The 17,931-nt window shown below is 73.6% G+C and carries 15 protein-coding genes, 1 tRNA gene and 2 pseudogenes; 11 read left to right on the top strand and 7 right to left on the bottom strand.

From position 1 onward, the window contains the following. Nucleotides 1-23 precede the first annotated feature (23 nt). Nucleotides 24-1,202 (top strand): SUKH-4 family immunity protein, encoded by a 1,179-nt coding sequence (locus tag RIM90_RS16535; protein ID WP_309061470.1) that lies wholly within the window; start codon nt 24-26, stop codon nt 1,200-1,202. A gap of 26 nt (nt 1,203-1,228) precedes the next feature. Here RIM90_RS16535 and RIM90_RS16530 read toward each other — a convergent pair. Next, nucleotides 1,229-1,304 (bottom strand) — tRNA-Cys (locus RIM90_RS16530). A gap of 234 nt (nt 1,305-1,538) precedes the next feature. On the opposite strand from RIM90_RS16530, the gene RIM90_RS16525 reads away from it, so the two are divergent. The 6 genes and pseudogenes from RIM90_RS16525 to RIM90_RS16500 all read left to right on the top strand — a co-directional run bounded on the left by RIM90_RS16525 (nt 1,539) and on the right by RIM90_RS16500 (nt 7,379). Beyond that, nucleotides 1,539-3,002: an MFS transporter gene (locus tag RIM90_RS16525; RefSeq protein WP_309061469.1), complete on the top strand. Its 1,464-nt coding sequence runs from the start codon at nt 1,539-1,541 to the stop codon at nt 3,000-3,002. A 46-nt stretch (nt 3,003-3,048) separates the two neighbouring features. Continuing rightward, a pseudogene (locus tag RIM90_RS16520) lies at nt 3,049-3,240 on the top strand (CopG family transcriptional regulator); the annotation flags it as partial. Continuing rightward, nucleotides 3,213-3,533: a type II toxin-antitoxin system death-on-curing family toxin gene (locus RIM90_RS16515; RefSeq protein WP_309061468.1), complete on the top strand. Its 321-nt coding sequence runs from the start codon at nt 3,213-3,215 to the stop codon at nt 3,531-3,533. The pseudogene RIM90_RS16520 and the gene RIM90_RS16515, both read left to right, overlap by 28 nt. A gap of 115 nt (nt 3,534-3,648) precedes the next feature. After that, nucleotides 3,649-5,454 (top strand): DEAD/DEAH box helicase, encoded by a 1,806-nt coding sequence (locus RIM90_RS16510; RefSeq protein ID WP_309061467.1) that lies wholly within the window; start codon nt 3,649-3,651, stop codon nt 5,452-5,454. Nucleotides 5,455-5,758: 304 nt separating this feature from the next. Then, the gene (locus tag RIM90_RS16505) at nt 5,759-6,400 is read left to right on the top strand and encodes a helix-turn-helix domain-containing protein (protein ID WP_309061466.1); all 642 of its coding nucleotides are present in this window, start codon (nt 5,759-5,761) and stop codon (nt 6,398-6,400) included. Between the two features lie 187 nt (nt 6,401-6,587). Then, nucleotides 6,588-7,379, top strand: coding sequence for a S16 family serine protease (locus RIM90_RS16500; protein ID WP_309061465.1), 792 nt, complete (start codon nt 6,588-6,590; stop codon nt 7,377-7,379). Nucleotides 7,380-7,415: 36 nt separating this feature from the next. Here RIM90_RS16500 and RIM90_RS16495 read toward each other — a convergent pair whose 3' ends face one another. The 5 genes from RIM90_RS16495 to RIM90_RS16475 are packed head-to-tail and all read right to left on the bottom strand — an operon-like array spanning nt 7,416 to nt 11,649. Further along, nucleotides 7,416-8,384 carry a glycine betaine ABC transporter substrate-binding protein gene (locus tag RIM90_RS16495; protein ID WP_309061464.1) on the bottom strand — a complete coding sequence of 323 codons (969 nt, stop codon included), beginning with the start codon at nt 8,382-8,384 and terminating at the stop codon, nt 7,416-7,418. Next, the gene (locus RIM90_RS16490; RefSeq protein ID WP_309061463.1) at nt 8,381-9,244 is read right to left on the bottom strand and encodes an ABC transporter permease; all 864 of its coding nucleotides are present in this window, start codon (nt 9,242-9,244) and stop codon (nt 8,381-8,383) included. The genes RIM90_RS16495 and RIM90_RS16490 overlap by 4 nt, the downstream gene beginning before the upstream one ends. Continuing rightward, on the bottom strand, nt 9,241-10,506 hold the full coding sequence (locus tag RIM90_RS16485; protein WP_309061462.1) for a betaine/proline/choline family ABC transporter ATP-binding protein: 1,266 nt from the start codon (nt 10,504-10,506) through the stop codon (nt 9,241-9,243). Before RIM90_RS16485 ends, RIM90_RS16490 begins: the two co-directional genes overlap by 4 nt. Further along, nucleotides 10,499-11,146 carry an ABC transporter permease gene (locus RIM90_RS16480; protein WP_309061461.1) on the bottom strand — a complete coding sequence of 216 codons (648 nt, stop codon included), beginning with the start codon at nt 11,144-11,146 and terminating at the stop codon, nt 10,499-10,501. Before RIM90_RS16480 ends, RIM90_RS16485 begins: the two co-directional genes overlap by 8 nt. Before the next feature lie 32 nt (nt 11,147-11,178). Beyond that, nucleotides 11,179-11,649, bottom strand: coding sequence for an Lrp/AsnC family transcriptional regulator (locus tag RIM90_RS16475; protein ID WP_048460563.1), 471 nt, complete (start codon nt 11,647-11,649; stop codon nt 11,179-11,181). A 122-nt stretch (nt 11,650-11,771) separates the two neighbouring features. On the opposite strand from RIM90_RS16475, the gene hppD reads away from it, so the two are divergent. Then, entirely contained in the window at nt 11,772-12,920 is a 1,149-nt protein-coding gene (gene hppD / locus RIM90_RS16470; RefSeq protein ID WP_309061460.1) for a 4-hydroxyphenylpyruvate dioxygenase, read from the top strand. A gap of 69 nt (nt 12,921-12,989) precedes the next feature. Here the strand turns inward: hppD and RIM90_RS16465 are convergent, their stop codons facing one another. Continuing rightward, nucleotides 12,990-14,393, bottom strand: a complete 1,404-nt coding sequence (locus RIM90_RS16465; RefSeq protein WP_309061459.1) for a tetratricopeptide repeat protein — start codon at nt 14,391-14,393, stop codon at nt 12,990-12,992. A gap of 104 nt (nt 14,394-14,497) precedes the next feature. Here RIM90_RS16465 and RIM90_RS16460 point away from each other — a divergent pair, with 104 nt between their 5' ends. From RIM90_RS16460 to RIM90_RS16450, 3 genes and pseudogenes are all read left to right on the top strand, one after another. Next, complete coding sequence (locus RIM90_RS16460; protein WP_309061458.1) at nt 14,498-15,913, top strand: FAD-linked oxidase C-terminal domain-containing protein; 1,416 nt, start codon at nt 14,498-14,500, stop codon at nt 15,911-15,913. A gap of 160 nt (nt 15,914-16,073) precedes the next feature. After that, the gene (locus RIM90_RS16455) at nt 16,074-17,606 is read left to right on the top strand and encodes an RDD family protein (protein ID WP_309061457.1); all 1,533 of its coding nucleotides are present in this window, start codon (nt 16,074-16,076) and stop codon (nt 17,604-17,606) included. Nucleotides 17,607-17,714: 108 nt separating this feature from the next. Beyond that, nucleotides 17,715-17,931 (top strand): annotated as a pseudogene (locus tag RIM90_RS16450) (RDD family protein); the annotation flags it as partial.

The following is a 17,931-nucleotide window of genomic DNA, read 5'->3' as shown; positions in this document are numbered from 1 at the left end:
AGCACACGTATCGCGGGGGAACCATGAGCACGACCGGCACCGCTGCCACGGCGGCGATCACACTCACCGAGGCGGACCTCGATCCGTACGGCACGCACGCGTCCACGCGCCGCTGGATGGCCGGCCCCGGACTGCCCGGGGACAGCGGCCTGTTCGACTTCGCGGAGCTGTGCGGCGAGGGCCTGCGCACGGTGGCGGACTCCACCGGCGCCCCCGACGGCCGGCCGCCGGCGGAGCTGCGGGACCAGCTGGTCATCGGCGGACTGGTGGGCCCGGCCGGCCTGGAGACGGAGTCGGTGCTGCTCGGCGGGGCGACCGGCGAGGTCCCGACGACGTACTTCCTCCACGACCGCCCCGACCTGATGGACCGCCGGCCGCTCGCCCCGTCCCTGCCGACCCTGGTGCGGTTCGCCGCGGCCACGGACGAACTGGCGGGACTGCGCGGCCAGTTCGCCGCCCGCGCGGGACGCTGCGGCACCGGGGCGGTCGCCCGGGCGTCCCGGCAGCTGCTGGCGGTGTTCGAGGAGGGCGCGGACGGCGAGCCGGCGCCGTTCTGGAAGATGGCGGCACTGATCCGCCCGCTGGCCCTGGCGGCGGGGCCGGGCACGGCCTCGGGGCTGGCCCTCGACCTCCCGGTGCGCCTGCTGGACCAGGAGTTCGGCCGGGGCGGCGTGGTCCGCTTCGAGGAGGTCGACTTCCCCGCCGCGCTCACGCACGAGCCGACCCGCCGCTTCCTGCGTGAGACGGGCCTTCCGGAGGACGGCTTCCTCTTCCTGCTGGACACGGACCTGCCGCTGCGCACCCTCGCGGAGTACTGCGCCGACGAACACGGGGGCGCGTTCCCGCCCGGCGGCCTCCCCGCCCACGCCGACCGGCTGATACGCCTCGGCGGTCTGATCGAGGACAGCAGCCTGGTCGTCGACGGGGCCACGGGCGCGGTGCTGAGCTGGAGCGAGCCGGACTCCGCCCTCCTCCCGCTGAACACGGACGTCTCCACCCTCGCCTTCACCCTCTGGCTGCTCCACCGGGAGCGCGCCATCGACGAGGCGTCGGGCCACGCGCTGACCGGCGAGGCCTGCGACCGGCTGGCGATGACGATGATCCAGGTCCTGTCGTCCCTCGACGCGACGGGCACCACGGCCGACGCGGACCGGCACCACTGGACGGAACGGTTCCAGGACGAGGCGGGCGGGGTGCTGTGACCGGCGGCGGGGCGCGGGGAGCGATCTGGAGGCCGTGGCGGGATTCGAACCCGCGTACCTCGCTTTGCAGGCGAGTCCCTGGGACCACTCGGGCACACGGCCGTGCCGGGGGCGAGGTGCCGTGCGGCGCCTCGCCGTTCCGAACCGGTGCGTCGACCGTAGGGCGGGGCGGGAGCGGTGCTCAAGGGGACGCCGGGTGCCGCAACACGACTGCCACACGCCGTTCATGAACGGGAGGACGGCGGGAGCCGGGCGCGGTCGTACGACCAAGGTCCCGGTACCGGTCCCTCCCCCCGACAGGGGTCAAACCGGCCCGCGGCCCTTACTCTGGCGGGCATGACCGCCCCGAACCCACGAGACACCGGTGTCGCCGGGACCGCCGACGCCCCCGGTCCCCTTCCGGCCCCCGCACCCGACGCGACCGTACTGAGCCGTCCCTACCGGGCCCTGAGCATCGGGATCGTCTCCGTGGTGCTGCTGGTCGCCTTCGAGGCGACCGCGGTCGGCACGGCGATGCCGGTGGCGGCGCGGGAGCTGGACGGGGTGTCCCTGTACGCGTTCGCGTTCTCGGGGTACTTCACGACGAGCCTGTTCGGAATGGTGCTCTCCGGCCAGTGGTCGGACCGGCACGGCCCGCTCGCGCCGCTGACCTGGGGGATCGCCTCCTTCGCCGCCGGGCTGCTGCTCGCCGGGACGGCGGGCGCGATGTGGCTGTTCATCCTCGGGCGGGCCGTGCAGGGGCTCGGCGGCGGGCTGGTGATCGTCGCGTTGTACGTCGTCGTCGGGCGGGCCTACCCGGAGCGGCTGCGGCCGGCGATCATGGCCGCGTTCGCGGCGAGCTGGGTCGTGCCGTCGATCGTCGGCCCGCTGGCCTCCGGCACGGTGACCGAGCACCTCGGCTGGCGGTGGGTGTTCCTCGGGATCCCCGTGCTCGTGGTGTTCCCGCTGGCGCTCGCGCTGCCCCGGATACGGCGCCTGGCGTCCGGCCCGGTGGGCGGCGGCGCCCACGCGCCGGCCTCCTTCGACCGCCGCCGCATCCGTCTCGCCCTGGCGATCTCCTTCGGCGCCGGCCTGCTCCAGTACGCCGCCCAGGACCTGAGCTGGATCTCCCTGCTGCCGGGCGCGGCGGGCGTGGCGCTGCTCGTCCCCGCGGTGCTGGGACTGCTCCCGCGCGGCACGTACCGGGCGGCCCGCGGACTGCCCTCGGTGGTGCTGCTGCGCGGCGTCGCCGCCGGGTCCTTCATCGCCGCGGAGTCCTTCGTCCCGCTGATGCTGGTCACCCAGCGGGGGCTCAGCCCGACGCTCGCCGGGTTCTCGCTCGCGGCGGGCGGGGCGACGTGGGCGCTGGGTTCCTGGGTGCAGTCGCGGCCGCGGCTGGAACCGTACCGGGAACGGCTGATGACCCTCGGGATGGTGCTGGTGGCGGGGGCCATCGCGGCGGCCCCGAGCGTGCTGATCCACGCGGTGCCCGCCTGGACGGTGGCCGTCGCCTGGGCCTTCGGCTGCCTCGGGATGGGCCTGGTGATCTCCTCCACCAGCGTGCTGCTGCTCCGGCTCTCCGCCCCCGAGGAGGCCGGCACCAACTCCGCCGCGCTCCAGATATCCGACGGCCTGTCCAACGTCCTGCTGCTGGCCGTCGGGGGAGCGGCTTTCGCGGCCCTGGGCGGCGGCACGGTGAGCCACGCGGCGACGGAGGCCACCGGTTCCCACCCGGCCGCCTTCGCCGCGGTGTTCCTGCCGATGGCGGCGGTGGCCCTGGCGGGGGCGTGGGTGACGACGCGGGTGCGGGCCGCTTCCTGAGTGGTACCGGTCTGACCCTCACGAGTCGTACCGCTTTGGTACGGCCATGAACCTGCGTCTTCGCGCCGGCCAGACGGAAGCCCTGAAGCTGCGCGCCGAGGAGGAGGGGGTCAGCATGCACGCGATACTGCTCAGGGCCGTGGACGATTACCTGGCCCGGACGGCTCACGAAGCGCTCGTGCGCAGGGCCGCCGAGGAGCAGACCGCCAAGTGGGCCGAGCTGCCGGAGCGGCTCAAGCGACCCATGTCCACCGTCCGGCGGCCGCCGTGTTCGGGCAGGAGGCGTACCCGGACCTGTTCGGCAAGGCCGCGGCTCTCCCGCAGTCACTCGCGATCAACCGCCCCTTCGCCGACGGGAACAGGCGGACGGCGTGGACCTCCTGCGTCGTCTTCCTGGCGGTGAACGACGTGCGGCTGCGTCCGGACACCGACGCCGCCGAACGCCTGGTGACCGCGGTGGCCACCGGTGCTGTGGACGAGGTCGAGGCCGTCTCCGAGGCTCTGCGGGAGCTGCCCGAACCGCTGATGTGACGTCGGTCCCACCCCCGGGTGACCCGGCACGGTCCGCGCGTTGACCGTGCCGGCCCGCCGGTAGGGTGGCCCGGTTGTCATACGTAGCCGAGCCGCTCGACCCCCAACGGAGACCGTGACTACCACCGCCAGCTCCAGCGCCGCCTCCCACTCGCACCACCTGTCGCCCGCCTTCCCCGGCCGTGCCCCCTGGGGCACCGCCGGCAAGCTGCGCGCCTGGCAGCAGGGGGCGATGGAGAAGTACATCCAGGAGCAGCCGCGCGACTTCCTGGCGGTCGCCACGCCCGGCGCCGGCAAGACGACCTTCGCGCTGACCCTGGCCTCCTGGCTGCTGCACCACCACGTCGTGCAGCAGGTGACCGTCGTCGCGCCCACCGAGCACCTGAAGAAGCAGTGGGCCGAGGCGGCGGCACGGATAGGGATCAAGCTCGATCCCGAGTACAGCGCGGGGCCGCTCGGCAAGGAGTACCACGGCGTCGCCGTGACGTACGCCGGTGTGGGCGTCCGCCCCATGCTGCACCGCAACCGCGTCGAGCAGCGCAAGACCCTCGTCATCCTCGACGAGATCCACCACGCCGGTGACAGCAAGTCCTGGGGCGAGGCCTGCCTGGAGGCGTTCGAGCCGGCCACCCGGCGGCTCGCGCTGACCGGTACGCCGTTCCGGTCCGACACCAATCCCATCCCCTTCGTGACGTACGAGGAGGGCGACGACGGGATCCGGCGGTCGGCCGCCGACTACACCTACGGGTACGGCTCCGCGCTCGCCGACGGCGTCGTCCGTCCCGTCATCTTCCTGTCCTACAGCGGCAACATGCGCTGGCGCACCAAGGCCGGCGACGAGATCGAGGCCCGCCTCGGCGAGCCCATGACCAAGGACGCGATCAGCCAGGCCTGGCGCACCGCCCTCGATCCGCGCGGCGAGTGGATGCCGGCCGTGCTGCGCGCCGCCGACCAGCGCCTCACCGAGGTCAGGAAGGCCATCCCGGACGCCGGCGCCCTCGTCATCGCCTCCGACCAGGAGTCCGCGCGGGCCTACGCCAAGCTCATCCGGGACATCACCGGCCACAAGGCCACCCTCGTGCTGTCCGACGACACCGGCGCGTCGAAGCGGATCGACGACTTCAGCGCCGGCGACGACCGCTGGATGGTCGCCGTGCGCATGGTGTCCGAGGGCGTCGACGTGCCGCGCCTCGCGGTCGGCGTGTACGCCACCACCATCTCCACGCCGCTGTTCTTCGCCCAGGCCGTCGGCCGTTTCGTACGGTCGAGGCGGCGCGGCGAGACCGCGTCCGTGTTCCTGCCGACCGTCCCGGACCTGCTCTCCTTCGCCAACGAGATGGAGCGCGAGCGCGACCACGTCCTCGACAGGCCGAAGAAGAACGGCGAGGAGGACCCGTACGCCGAGTCCGAGAAGGAGATGGAGGAGGCGAACCGGGAGCAGGACGAGGACACCGGCGAGCAGGACATGCTGCCCTTCGAGGCGCTGGAGTCCGACGCCGTCTTCGACCGGGTCATGTACAACGGTGCCGAGTTCGGCATGCAGGCGCACCCCGGCAGCGAGGAGGAGCAGGACTACCTCGGCATCCCCGGACTCCTCGAACCCGACCAGGTCCAGCTGCTGCTGCAGAAGCGGCAGGCCCGGCAGATCGCCCACAGCCGGAAGAAACCGGACGCCGAGGCCGACCTGCTCGAACTGCCCGCCGAGCGGCGGCCGGTGGTCTCCCACAAGGAGATGATGGAGCTGCGCCGGAAGCTCAACACCATGGTCGGCGCGTACGTCCACCAGAGCGGCAAGCCGCACGGCGTCATCCACACCGAGCTGCGCCGGGTCTGTGGCGGCCCGCCCGCGGCGGAGGCCACGGCGGGGCAGCTGCGCCAGCGGATCGCCAAGGTGCAGGAGTGGGCCACGCGCATGCGGTGACACCGCGCGCCGCACGCCGACGCGTGGGGGGCGGGCGTACGTACCCGGACAAACGGAACCACTTCGGTGGCGGATGTGCCCGGATTCTGGACGGAGCCTTCCGCTGACCGAACCGGCTCGCTACTGTCCCGCTACGCACACGCCCCGTGGCAGCGCCGCCGCGGAGCGCAGCCGTGAAGCGACTGTGCCCGGGAAACCGCCGGGCCGCCGGCCGATCGGCGGCCTCTGAAGCGCGTGACCGACGGGACTCGGTGACGCGTCCTGTGCGAGGGGCCGCCGACCTCACCACTAAGGAGTGGGCGTCGTGACCGCGGAGACCTCTCAGACGCTCGACAGGGGACTGCGGGTCCTCAAGCTGCTCGCCGATACGGACCACGGGCTGACCGTCACCGAGCTTTCCCACAAACTGGGCGTGAACCGGACTGTCATATACCGGTTGCTCGCCACGCTGGAGCAGCACGCTCTGGTCCGCCGTGACCTGGGCGGACGGGCCCGCGTCGGGCTCGGCGTGCTGCGACTGGGCCGGCAGGTGCATCCGCTGGTGCGCGAGGCCGCGATGCCGGCGCTGCGGTCGCTGGCGGAGGACATCGGCGCGACGGCGCACCTGACGCTGGTGGACGGGGCGGAGGCGCTGGCGGTGGCCGTGGTGGAGCCGTCGTGGACGGACTACCACGTGGCGTACCGGGCGGGGTTCCGGCACCCGCTGGACCGGGGAGCCGCCGGGAAGGCGATCCTCTCGGCCCGGCAGCAGGGGGCGGACGGCCCCGGCTACACCCTCACCCACGGCGAACTGGAGGCCGGGGCCTGCGGGGCGGCGGCGCCGCTGCTGGGCGTCACGGGCGTCGAGGGCAGCGTCGGCGTCGTCATGCTGGCGGACGTCGTCCCGGAGCGGGTCGGCCCCAGGGTCATGGACGCGGCCAGGGAGGTGGCGGAGGCACTGCGGTGAGCGGGGCCTCGCCACCGTCGGTGCCGGCGTCGGCGTCGGTGCGGACCGCGCGGTCCGCACCGACGGGATGCCTTCTCCCGGCCCCCGGCCCTTCGAGCAGGAACCCCGTCGCCCCGTCGCCCCGGGGCACCGGGGGAGCCCGACTGCCCGCGGCCGGGGCGGAAGCCGGTCGCGTTAGATTGATCCCGTGCTCTCTCGTCTCACGCGCCCCCAGGCCCTGGCCGTCTGTGCCGCCCCCGTCGTCGCCCTGCTGGCCACGGCGGTGTTCGCGCCGCTGCCGTTCTCGGTGGCGCAGCCCGGGTCGACGGCGAACGTGCTCGGTGAGTACAGGGGCGCGCAGGTCATCACGATCTCGGGCGCCCCGGTGCGCGAGACCAGCGGCGAGCTGCGGATGACGACCATCGTCGCGACCTCCCCGGACACCCGCGTGGGCCTCCCGGACGTGATCGACAGCTGGTTCGACACCGACCGGGCGGTCATGCCCCGCGACGCGGTCTACCCGAGCGGGGACGACGTCCGGGAGATCGAGCGGTACAACCGGAAGCAGATGAAGGAGTCCCAGGACGAGGCGACCGAAGCCGCCCTGGGGTACCTGAACCGCGAGGACGAGGACATCGAGGTCGGCCTGAAGCTCGCCGACGTCGGCGGCCCCAGCGCCGGCCTGCTGTTCTCCCTCGGCATCGTCGACAAGCTGGACGGCGACGGCAGCGGCGGCGACCTCACCGGCGGCCGGGTCGTCGCCGGTACGGGCACGATCGACGCGGACGGCACGGTCGGCGCGGTGGGCGGCGTACCGCTGAAGACCCAGGCCGCCCGCCGGGACGGCGCCACCGTCTTCCTGGTCCCGAAGGCCGAGTGCGCCGAGGCGCAGGCCGAACTCCCCGAGGGGCTGCGCCTGATCCCGGTCACCACCCTCGAGGGCGCGGTCGACGCCCTGGTCGCGCTGGAGAAGGGCACCGGCAGGGTCCCGAGCTGTTAGGGCCTGTCCGGCGGGCCGTGCCGCGGACGCGGGCCCCTACCCCTCCTTCACGAACCCCTCCTCCACCATCCAGTCCAGCGCCACCTGGTGCGGGTCCTCGCCGTCCACGTCCACCTTCGCGTTCAGGGTCCGCGCCACGTCGTTGTCCAGCCTCGCGGTGACCGGGGCGAGCACGTCGGCGATGGCCGGCCACTCCCGGAGGGTGTCGGTGTTGACCGTCGGCGCCGCGTTGTAGTGGGGGAAGAACCTCTTGTCGTCCTCCATCACCACCAGGTCCATGGACTTGATGCGGCCGTCGGTGGTGAAGACCTCGCCGTAGGCGCAGGCGCCCTTCGCCGCCTGGGTGTAGATGATGCCGGTGTCCATCTGCGTGACGTTCCGCGCCGGGAGGTCCATGCCGTAGGTCTTCTGCATGCCCGGCAGCCCGTCCGCGCGGTTGGCGAACTCGCCCTCCACGCACAGCGTCACCGCCCCCGGAGCGGACTTCGCCAGCGCGGCCACGTCGGAGAGGGTGTCCGTGCCGTACCGTTCGTGGTTCGCCCGGTTCATGGCCAGGGCGTAGGTGTTGTTCAGCTCCGACGGTTCCAGCCAGGTCACCCCGTTCCCCAGGTCCGCCTCGCGCACCGCCTCCCACTGCTCGCGCGGGTCGGGGATCGGCGTGCTGTTGCCCTGGTACGTGATCCACGCCGTGCCCGTGTACTCGTACCCGGCGTCCGCCTCGCCGTTGACGACCGCCTCCCGGGAGCCGACGGAGCCCTGGATGCCGGTGCGGTCGACGACCTCCGCGCCGGCCGCCTGGAAGGCGATGCCCATGATCGCGCCGAGGATGAGCTGCTCGGTGAACTCCTTGGAGGTGACGGTGAGCCGCGCGCCCTCGAGCGGCTTCCCCTGCCCGATCGAGCCGGGTTCCACGTCGTCGACCATGGGGGAGCCGCTGGTCAGCCCGCAGGCGGAGGCCGCCACCAGGACCAGCCCGGCCAGCAGCGAACCCGTACGCCGTCTCATGCGTCCGCCTCCAGGCCCCGCGGTCGCAGCAGCAGTTCGGCCAGGGAGGCCAGCCAGTCCACCAGCAGGGCGAGCGCCACGGTGAGGACCGAGCCCAGCACCAGCACCGGCATCCGCTGGCTGGTGATCCCGGTGGTGATCAGGACGCCCAGACCGCCGCCCCCGCCGAAGGTCGCCAGTGTCGCCGTGCCGACGTTCAGGACGAGCGCCGTACGCACCCCGGCGAGGATGAGCGGCACGGCCAGGGGCAGTTCCACCCGGGTCAGCACCCCCAGCGGGGACATGCCGATGCCGCGCGCCGCCTCCAGCAGCGCCGGGTCGTTGGCCTTCAGGCCCGCGATGGTGTTGGACAGCACCGGCAGCACGGCGTAGGCGATGATGCCGATCAGAGCCGCCCTGCGGCCGATGCCCAGCCAGATCACCAGCAGCGCGAGCAGCCCGATCGCCGGGGTGGCCTGGCCCGTGTTGGCGAACGCCATCGCGACCGGGGTGGCCCTGCGCAGCGCCCGGCGGGTCAGCAGGACGCCCAGCGGGATCGCGATGATCAGCACGAAGAACGTCGAGATCGCGGTGAGCTCGATGTGCTGCCACAGCGCCTTGGACACCCGGCCGTCCGACAGCGCGTTCCGGGAGAGGGCGTCGAGGTCGGCCTGCTCGAACCACAGCCAGGTCGCCAGCAGCACGGCGACCAGCACCGCCGGCAGGAACGTCAGCTTCCGCCAGGTCACCCGGGGCGGCTTCGCCCCCGGTGGCGGGGGAGCGGGCTCCGCCTCGTCCGGTGGCCCGCCGCCCTCGTCCCGGAAGGCGTTCTCCTCCGCCTCGCGCCCGCCCTCGGGCCGCCGCCCGGAAGGGGTCCTCACGCCTTCGCCTCCCCCCCGAAGCCCTCCTGCTCGGCGTGCGTCCGGTCGGCGCGCAGCTCCTCCAGCCGGTGCTGGGCCTCCAGCGCCTCCAGCCGGTCGGCCTCCAGCAGCGCGTGCACGGAGTTCATCAGCGTCCCCACGTCGACGACGCCCTCGTACGCGCCGCGCCGTCCGGTGACCGCCACCCGCCCCGCGCTGTCGGTGAGCACCGCCTCCAGCGCGTCCCGCAGGGTCGCGTCCCGGGTCACCGTGTCGTGCACCAGCGTGCCCGCGCGGGCCAGCGAGCCCTGGGCCCGCATCACGTCCCCGCGGCGGATCCACTTGTAGGGACGGCCCTGTCTGTCGAGCATCAGGACCTCGTCGGTGCCGTCGGGGCGCAGCCGGCCGAGGACGTGCTGGAGCGGGTCGTCGACGGTCACCGTCGGACAGTCGGTGATCTCCACGTCCCGCACCCGGGTGAGGTTGAGCCGCTTCAGCGCCGCGCCCGCGCCGACGAAGCCCGAGACGAAGTCGTCCGCCGGGTTGGTGAGGATCGCCTCCGGGGTGTCGAACTGGGCGATGTGCGAGCGTTCGCGCAGCACGGCGATCCGGTCGCCCAGTTTGATCGCCTCGTCGAAGTCGTGGGTGACGAAGACGATCGTCTTGTGCAGCTCGCGCTGCAGCCGGATCAGCTCGTCCTGGAGGTGGTCCCGGGTGATCGGGTCGACCGCCCCGAACGGCTCGTCCATCAGCAGCACCGGCGGATCCGCCGCCAGCGCCCGCGCCACGCCCACCCGCTGCTGCTGGCCGCCGGAGAGCTGACGCGGATAGCGGTCGTGGAACTCGCCGGGGTCCAGACCGACCAGGTCCAGCATCTCCTCCACCCGCGCCCGCACCCGGCCCGCCGGCCAGCGCAGCATCCTCGGCACCAGCGCGATGTTCTGCGCCACGGTCAGGTGCGGGAACAGCCCGCTCGCCTGGATCGCGTAGCCGATCCTGCGGCGCAGCCGCACCGGGTCCATGCGGGTGACGTCCCGGCCGTCGATGCGGATCCGGCCGCCGGTCGGCTCGATCAGCCGGTTGATCATCTTCAGCGTGGTGGACTTCCCGCAGCCGGACGGGCCGACGAAGATCACCGTCTCGCCCGCCCCGATCTCCATGCTGACGCTGTCGACGGCCGGCTGCGCACTGCCCGGGTACCGCTTGGTCAGGCCCTCCAGCTCGATGGTCACCCCGGTGGCGGACCGGGACGGCCGGAACGTCCTTCCGGGTGTCTCAGGCACGGATCCCCCTGGGAACGGTCAGCCGCCCGAGCAGGACGTACGCGGCGTCGAAGAGGAGCGCGAGGACGATGATCCCGAGCGTGCCGGCGAGCACCTGGTTGAGCGCGTTGCTGCTGCCCAGCGAGGCGATCCCGCGGAAGATCAGGTTGCCGAGGCCGGGGCCGGAGGCGTAGGCGGCGATGGCGGCGATGCCCATCAGCATCTGTGTGGAGACCCGGATCCCGGTGAGGATCGGCGGCCAGGCCAGCGGCAGCTCCACCCGTGCCAGCCGGGCCAGCCGGGACATGCCGATGCCCTTGGCCGCGTCCACCAGCGCCGGGTCGACCCCGCGCAGGCCCACGATCGCGTTCCGCACGATCGGCAGCAGCCCGTACAGCGTCAGCGCGATCACCGTCGGGGGCACGCCGAGCCCCACGACCGGGATCAGCAGACCGATCATGGCCAGCGCCGGAACGGTCAGCAGGGTCGCGGTGGCGGTGGTGGCGAGGCTGCCCGCCCATTCGCTGCGGTAGGTGACCACCCCGATCAGCACCCCGAGCAGGGTCGCCACCACCATGCACTGGAAGACGGCGCTGGCGTGCTGGTAGGCGTCGGTGAGCAACTGCTGGTGCCGGGCGCCCAGGTACTCCCAGAAGTTCACGGTCCGCTCACCCCCAGCTCGGCCAGGTCGGATCACTCGCCGAGCGCCGCCTGCTCCACCAGCGGGATGATCCGCAGCGGGACGGGGTTCTCCATGACGATCGCCGTGGAGGCCCGGACGATTCCATCAAAACCGACGACGCGGTCGATCACCCGCTGGAGATCGGCGTTGGAGCGGGCCACCAGCCGGCACAGCATGTCCCCGGTGCCGGTGGTGGTGTGCAGCTCCAGCACCTCCGGCACGGTCGCCAAGTGGGCCCGTACGTCGGCCCCTTGTCCCTGCCGGATCTGCAGCGTGGCGAACGCCGTGACCGGGTAGCCGAGCGCCGCCGGATCCACCTGGGGACCGAATCCGCGGATGACTCCGTTCGACTGAAGCCGGTCCAGACGGGCCTGCACGGTCCCGCGCGCCACCCCGAGCCGGCGGGACATCTCCAGCACGCCGATGCGCGGCTCGCGCGCCAGCAGCACGATGATCCGGCCGTCCAGGTGATCGATCGCCATCCCGCCCCTCCCGATGGTCATCCTGTACAGAGAGCCCGCCGACACGGGCATACGGCTGAACAGATTGCCCAGTGAATACGCGAACTATTGCGCACCTTGCAGGGCTGCACCACCCTGCCCCTATGACGCAGACCACACACCACACTCCCGAGACCAGCACCCGGCAGGCCGACCCCTTCCCGGTCAAGGGAATGGACGCGGTCGTCTTCGCCGTGGGCAACGCCAAGCAGGCGGCGCACTACTACTCCACCGCCTTCGGCATGAAGCTGGTCGCCTACTCCGGACCGGAGAACGGCAGCCGCGAGACCGCTGCTTACGTCCTGGAGAGCGGCTCGGCCCGCTTCGTCCTCACCTCGGTGATCAAGCCGTCCACCGAGTGGGGCACCTTCCTCGCCGACCACGTGGCCGCCCACGGCGACGGCGTCATCGACCTCGCCATCGAGGTCCCGGACGCGCGCGCCGCGTACGCCTACGCCGTCGAGCACGGCGCCCGCCCGGTCGCCGAGCCGTACGAGCTCAAGGACGAGCACGGCACCGTCGTCCTGGCCGCGATCGCCACCTACGGCAAGACCCGCCACACCCTGGTCGAGCGCACCGGCTACGACGGCCCCTACCTGCCCGGCTACGTCGCCGCCGCCCCGATCGTCGAACCGCCCGCCCAGCGCTCCTTCCAGGCCATCGACCACTGCGTCGGCAACGTCGAGCTCGGCCGGATGAACGAGTGGGTCGAGTTCTACAACAAGGTCATGGGCTTCACGAACATGAAGGAGTTCGTGGGCGACGACATCGCCACCGAGTACAGCGCGCTGATGTCGAAGGTGGTGGCCGACGGCACGCTCAAGGTCAAGTTCCCGATCAACGAGCCCGCCATCGCCAAGAAGAAGTCCCAGATCGACGAGTACCTGGAGTTCTACGGCGGCGCCGGCGTCCAGCACATCGCGCTCAACACCAACGACATCGTGCAGACGGTCCGTCAGATGCGCGCGGCCGGTGTGCAGTTCCTGGACACCCCGGACTCGTACTACGACACCCTCGGCGAGTGGGTCGGCGACACCCGGGTGCCGGTCGAGACGCTGCGCGAGCTGAAGATCCTCGCCGACCGCGACGAGGACGGCTACCTGCTGCAGATCTTCACCAAGCCGGTCCAGGACCGCCCGACCGTGTTCTTCGAGCTCATCGAGCGGCACGGATCGATGGGCTTCGGCAAGGGCAACTTCAAGGCCCTGTTCGAGGCGATCGAGCGCGAGCAGGCCAAGCGCGGCAACCTGTGATCCGGTAGGCGGATCCGGGCGGGGGCGGGTACCGGCGGCCGGTACCCGCCCCCGCCGGCGGCCCTCCGGTCAGGACGCCTCGGGCCCGGCCTGCACGGACGGCTCGCCCAGCCGCTCCAGCGCCGCCTTCGCCCGCGGCACGCGCAGCGGCGAGAAGTACGGGTTGATCTGCAGCGCCTCCCGCAGATGCCGCCGGGCCGCCCCGTACCGCCCCACCTCCCGCTCGATCATGCCCCGGTGGAACACGTACAGCGCGCTGCGCACCCCGCCGCCCTGCGTCCCCTCCGTCGCCCGCACCGCGAACGGCAGCGCCTCCCCGGACCGGCCCGCCCGGTGCAGCGCCCAGCCCAGCGCGTCCGCCACCGCCGTCGACGGCTGCCGCTCCCACAGCGCCCGCAGCCGCCGCACCGCGGCCCGCGCGTCCCCGTGGTCCGCCTCGAACCGGCCCAGGACCAGGTCCTCCTCGGCCCCGTGCGCCGCGGCCAGCCGGACCCGGTCGCGCAGCAGGCCGTACTGCACCCCGGCCGCCTGCCGCCGCCCCAGCGACTCGTACAGCTCGCCCAGTTCCAGCGCGTACTCGGGCCGGGGCTGCCCGGCCAGCGCCACCCGGTACGCGCCGATCGCCTCCGCCGTCCGGCCCAGCGCCGCCAGCACCCTGCCCTGCCCGGCCTGCGCCGCCCGCTGGTCGGGGTCGGTCCGCACCGCCTCCTGGAAGTGCCGCAGCGCGTCCCGGCGGTCGCCGCGCTCCCAGGCCAGCTGCCCGGCCTGCTCCAGATACGCCGCCCGCTCGGCCGGCTCCCCGGCGGCCGACACCGCGTCGGCCAGCTGCGCCGCCGCGTCCTCCCGCCAGCCCCGGTCCCGGTACACGGCCGCCGCCCGCGCCATCGCGACAGGACCGGAGCGCAGCTCGTTCAGCCTCTTCAGCAGCTTCTCCGCCTCCTCGTGGTCACCGAGCCCGGCGGACGCCTCGATCAGCAGCGGATACGTCGTCCACCGCTTCGGCTCCAGCTTCCGCGCCGCCTCGCCCCACCGGCGCGCCCCGGCGTAGTCCCGGCGCGCGTTCGCCAGCGCCGCGAGGCCCCGCAGCGCCTGCGCGTTCCCCTTCGGCCGCACCTTCAGCGAGGTGCGCAGCGCCTTCTCGGCCCGCGACCAGTACGCCGGATCCGCCAGCCGCCGCCCCTGCTCCACCCGGGCCGCCCCGAGCACCGCCCAGGACTCCGCGTCCTTCGGGTGTTTCCTCAGATGCCGCCCGCGCTCCTCGGCCAGCACCTCCAGATCGGGCAGCGAGGCCGGCACCCCGCTGGTGACCGCCGCGAGCGCCCGCGCCCCCGGATCCGGCCCGTCCGCCCCGCGCTCCTCCGGCAGCAGCACCAGCACCCCGCCGAGCACCGCGCACCCGGCGGCCGAGGCGGCCGAGGCGAGCAGCACCCGACGGCGGACCCGCCCGCCGGGCCCTCGTGGCTTGTCGTCCATGGCGCCCACTGTGCGCCACACCCTGCGTTCGTACGATGAACACACCCCGATGTGACGCGGCTGCCGTACGCGGGGTTCACACCGATGGCCCCCGGTGTCACGCTGTGATCATGAGCCGTATCCAAGCGCGACGCGATGAAGACACGGGGACGGCCGGCCCCCTCGTCGATCGGCTGCTCGGCGGCCTGCCCCCCGAGGCCGTCCTCACCGACCCCGACGTCACGGCCTCCTACGCCCACGACATGGCGAGCTTCTGCCCGGCCGGCAGCCCCGCCGTGGTCGTCCTGCCCCGCACGGTCGAACAGGTGCAGCACGTCATGCGCACCGCCACCGCGCTGCGCGTCCCGGTCGTCCCCCAGGGAGCCCGCACCGGCCTGTCCGGCGCCGCCAACGCCACCGACGGCTGCGTCGTGCTCTCCCTGACGAAGATGGACCGCATCCTGGAGATCAGCCCGGTCGACCGGATCGCCGTCGTCGAACCCGGCGTCGTCAACGCCGACCTCTCCCGAGCCGTCGGCGAGCACGGCCTGTACTACCCGCCCGATCCCTCCAGTTGGGAGACGTGCACCATCGGCGGCAACATCGGCACCGCCTCGGGCGGGCTGTGCTGCGTGAAGTACGGGGTGACGGCCGAGTACGTCCTCGGACTGGACGTGGTGCTGGCCGACGGCCGGCTGATGTCCACCGGCCGCCGCACCGCCAAGGGCGTCGCCGGATACGACCTGACCCGCCTGTTCGTCGGCTCCGAGGGCTCCCTCGGCATCGTCGTCCGCGCGGTCCTCGGCCTCAGGCCCAAACCCCCCGAGCAGCTGGTGCTGGCCGCCGAGTTCGCCTCCGGCGCCGCCGCCTGCGACGCCGTGTGCCGCATCATGGCCGGCGGGCACGTCCCCTCCCTGCTCGAACTCATGGACCGTACGACGGTCAAGGCCGTCAACGACCTGGCCCGCATGGGCCTGCCGGAGTCCACCGAGGCCCTGCTGCTCGCCGCCTTCGACACCACCGACCCGGCCGCCGACCTCGCCGCCGTCGGCGCGCTGTGCGAGGCCGCGGGCGCCACCCAGGTCGTCCCGGCCGAGGACGCCGCCGAGTCCGAACTGCTGCTCCAGGCGCGGCGGATGTCCCTGGTCGCCCTCGAGGCGGTCAAGGGCACGACGATGATCGACGACGTGTGCGTGCCCCGCTCCCGGCTCGGCGAGCTCATCGACGGCGTCGAGCGGATCGCCGGGAAGCACGGGCTCACCATCGGCGTCGTCGCCCACGCGGGCGACGGCAACACCCACCCGACGGTCTGCTTCGACGCGGCGGACCCCGAGGAGTCCCGGCGGGCCCGCGCGTCCTTCGACGAGATCATGGCGCTCGGCCTGGAACTCGGCGGCACCATCACCGGCGAGCACGGCGTGGGCGTCCTGAAGAAGGAGTGGCTGGCGCGCGAGATCGGCCCGGTGGGGGTGGAGATGCAGCGGGCCGTCAAACAGGTCTTCGACCCGCTGAACCTCCTGAACCCGGGCAAGCTCTTCTGACTCCCGCGCACCGCGCGCGGGTTCCCGGAAAGTCTTTCGCCGGGTACCACGTCGGTGCCCGAAAGGGGTGGGTCCGGCGGGACGGGCGGTCAGGCCCGCGCTCGTCTGATAGATGTGGTTTCCCCCGACCCACCCCTCGAGCAGATACGGGACGACGGACATGAGCGCCCCAACCCCGGCCCCCGGCGACGACACGCCCCGCGAAGGGTATTACCCGGACCCGTCCATTCCTGGATATGTCCGGTACTGGAACGGTGCCGCCTGGGTACCGGGCACGAGCCGTCCGGCGCCCAAGGACGGCGAGTCGCTCGCCCCGCCGCCCGGTGCGCGCCCGGCGCGGCCCTCCGTCGAGGAGACCGGCCCGCACTTCTTCGACGAGGACCCGGTCGACGAGCCGGCCGCGTCCCCGGCTCCGTCCGCCGCCCCGTCCCCGCCCGGGTCGCAGCACGGCAGCCGGCCCGAACCCGCCTCGGCCTGGGGCGCCGACCGCTCCCGCCAGTCCGGCTTCGGCGGCGACCCGGACCGCAGGGTCTCCTGGGGCGCCGACCCGAGGGTCCCGCACGCCCCCGGACCGGAGACGGCGTCCGAGGGGACGGACACGGACCCGGACCGGCCGGAGACCGGCGCGGCCGCCCCGGGCGGCACCTTCGTGTTCCGCAGGCCGGCGGCGGAGCCCCGGCAGGAGCCGGCCGCCCCGGCCGACGCCCCCGGGGGAGCCCCGGAGGACGAGGGCACCATGACCTTCCGCGCCGTCACCCCGCGCACGGGCGCGTCGGGCGGGGGAGCGGCGGCGCCCGGCGCCGGGGCCCGGGGGGCCGGTGGAGCGGGTGGGCCGGGCGTGGGCGCCCAGGCGGGTTCCGCCGCTTCCGGAGGACCCGGGTTCGGGGCCGGGAAGGCGGCCGCCGCCCGTGCCGTCGCCGCACGGACGGGAGGTGCCGGCCAGGCCGCCGCGGCCGCCGTCCCCACGGCGCCGTCCGGGCCGCAGCAGGTCGCCCCGGCCGTTCCTCCGCAGACGGCACCGGCCGCACCGGCCGCCCCGACGGCAGCCGGACCGGCCGCTCCCGGCGCGCCGCTGACGAGCGGTCCCGGCGGCGGTCAGGCCTCCTGGGCGCAGCAGGTGCACCGGCTCGCGGGCGGCGAGGAGCCGCCGGTCGCGCCGTGGAAGCCGCCGGTCGAGGACCCGTTCCAGGCCGCCGCCCGGAGACAGGCCGCGGCCCGGCCCGCGGCGCTCGGCAAGCGGCTGGCCGCGCGGCTGCTGGACACCGTCGTGCTCGGCGGCGTCACGGCCGTGGCGGCCGTGCCGCTGGGCATCAAGGCGGTGGACCACGTCCACGCGAAGATCGACGCGGCCAAGCTGTCCGGCGAGACCGTCACGGTCTGGCTGCTCGACGGCACGACCTCGGTGTACCTCGGCATCGTCCTCGCCGTTCTCCTCCTCGCCGGCGTCCTCTACGAGGTGCTGCCCACCGTCAAGTGGGGCCGCACCCTGGGCAAGAAGCTGATGGGTCTCGAGGTGCGCGACATCGAGGGGCACGAGGCGCCGGAGTTCGGCGCGGCCCTGCGCCGCTGGCTGGTCTACAGCGTCCCCGGCCTCCTCGTCGTCGGTGTCGTCGGCGTCCTGTGGTGCCTGTTCGACAAGCCCTGGCGCCAGTGCTGGCACGACAAGGCCGCGCACACGTTCGTGGCGGGCTGACGGCCCACGCCGTACGGCGCGGCATCCGGTCACGCGGCCCGGGGAACCGGTACTCCGGACGGCCGCTCGCCGGATGCGGGGCCGGGGGGTTCGCGGTCGACTCGGGCCATGAGCACCGAACCGCCCTCCGGCTCCGGTCAGCCGCCGGACGACGACCCGTTCAGAAAGCATCCCCCGCCGGGCGGCCCCGGAGACACCGGCGGCCCCGGAGACACCGGCGGCCCCGGGGCACCGGGACAGGGCTCCCCCTACGACGCCCCGTACGGCAGCCGGCCCCCGCCGTACCCGGGCGGCGGCGACCCCTACGGAGGCGGCGGTCCGTACG

The sequence above is a fragment of the Streptomyces sp. genome (genome assembly GCF_031181555.1).
GTDB classification, from domain to species: domain Bacteria; phylum Actinomycetota; class Actinomycetes; order Streptomycetales; family Streptomycetaceae; genus Streptomyces; species Streptomyces fimbriatus.
This window is presented reverse-complemented; position numbering and strand designations above follow the sequence as displayed.

Bases quoted from the DNA above. Each gene is read 5' to 3' on its own strand.
- RIM90_RS16535 (WP_309061470.1), top strand. From the start codon at position 24: ATGAGCACGACCGGCACCGCTGCCACGGCGGCGATCACACTCACCGAG.
- RIM90_RS16525 (WP_309061469.1), top strand. From the start codon at position 1,539: ATGACCGCCCCGAACCCACGAGACACCGGTGTCGCCGGGACCGCCGAC.
- RIM90_RS16495 (WP_309061464.1), bottom strand. From the start codon at position 8,384: ATGAGACGGCGTACGGGTTCGCTGCTGGCCGGGCTGGTCCTGGTGGCG.
- RIM90_RS16475 (WP_048460563.1), bottom strand. From the start codon at position 11,649: ATGGCGATCGATCACCTGGACGGCCGGATCATCGTGCTGCTGGCGCGC.
- hppD (WP_309061460.1), top strand. From the start codon at position 11,772: ATGACGCAGACCACACACCACACTCCCGAGACCAGCACCCGGCAGGCC.
- RIM90_RS16465 (WP_309061459.1), bottom strand. From the start codon at position 14,393: ATGGACGACAAGCCACGAGGGCCCGGCGGGCGGGTCCGCCGTCGGGTG.
- RIM90_RS16455 (WP_309061457.1), top strand. From the start codon at position 16,074: ATGAGCGCCCCAACCCCGGCCCCCGGCGACGACACGCCCCGCGAAGGG.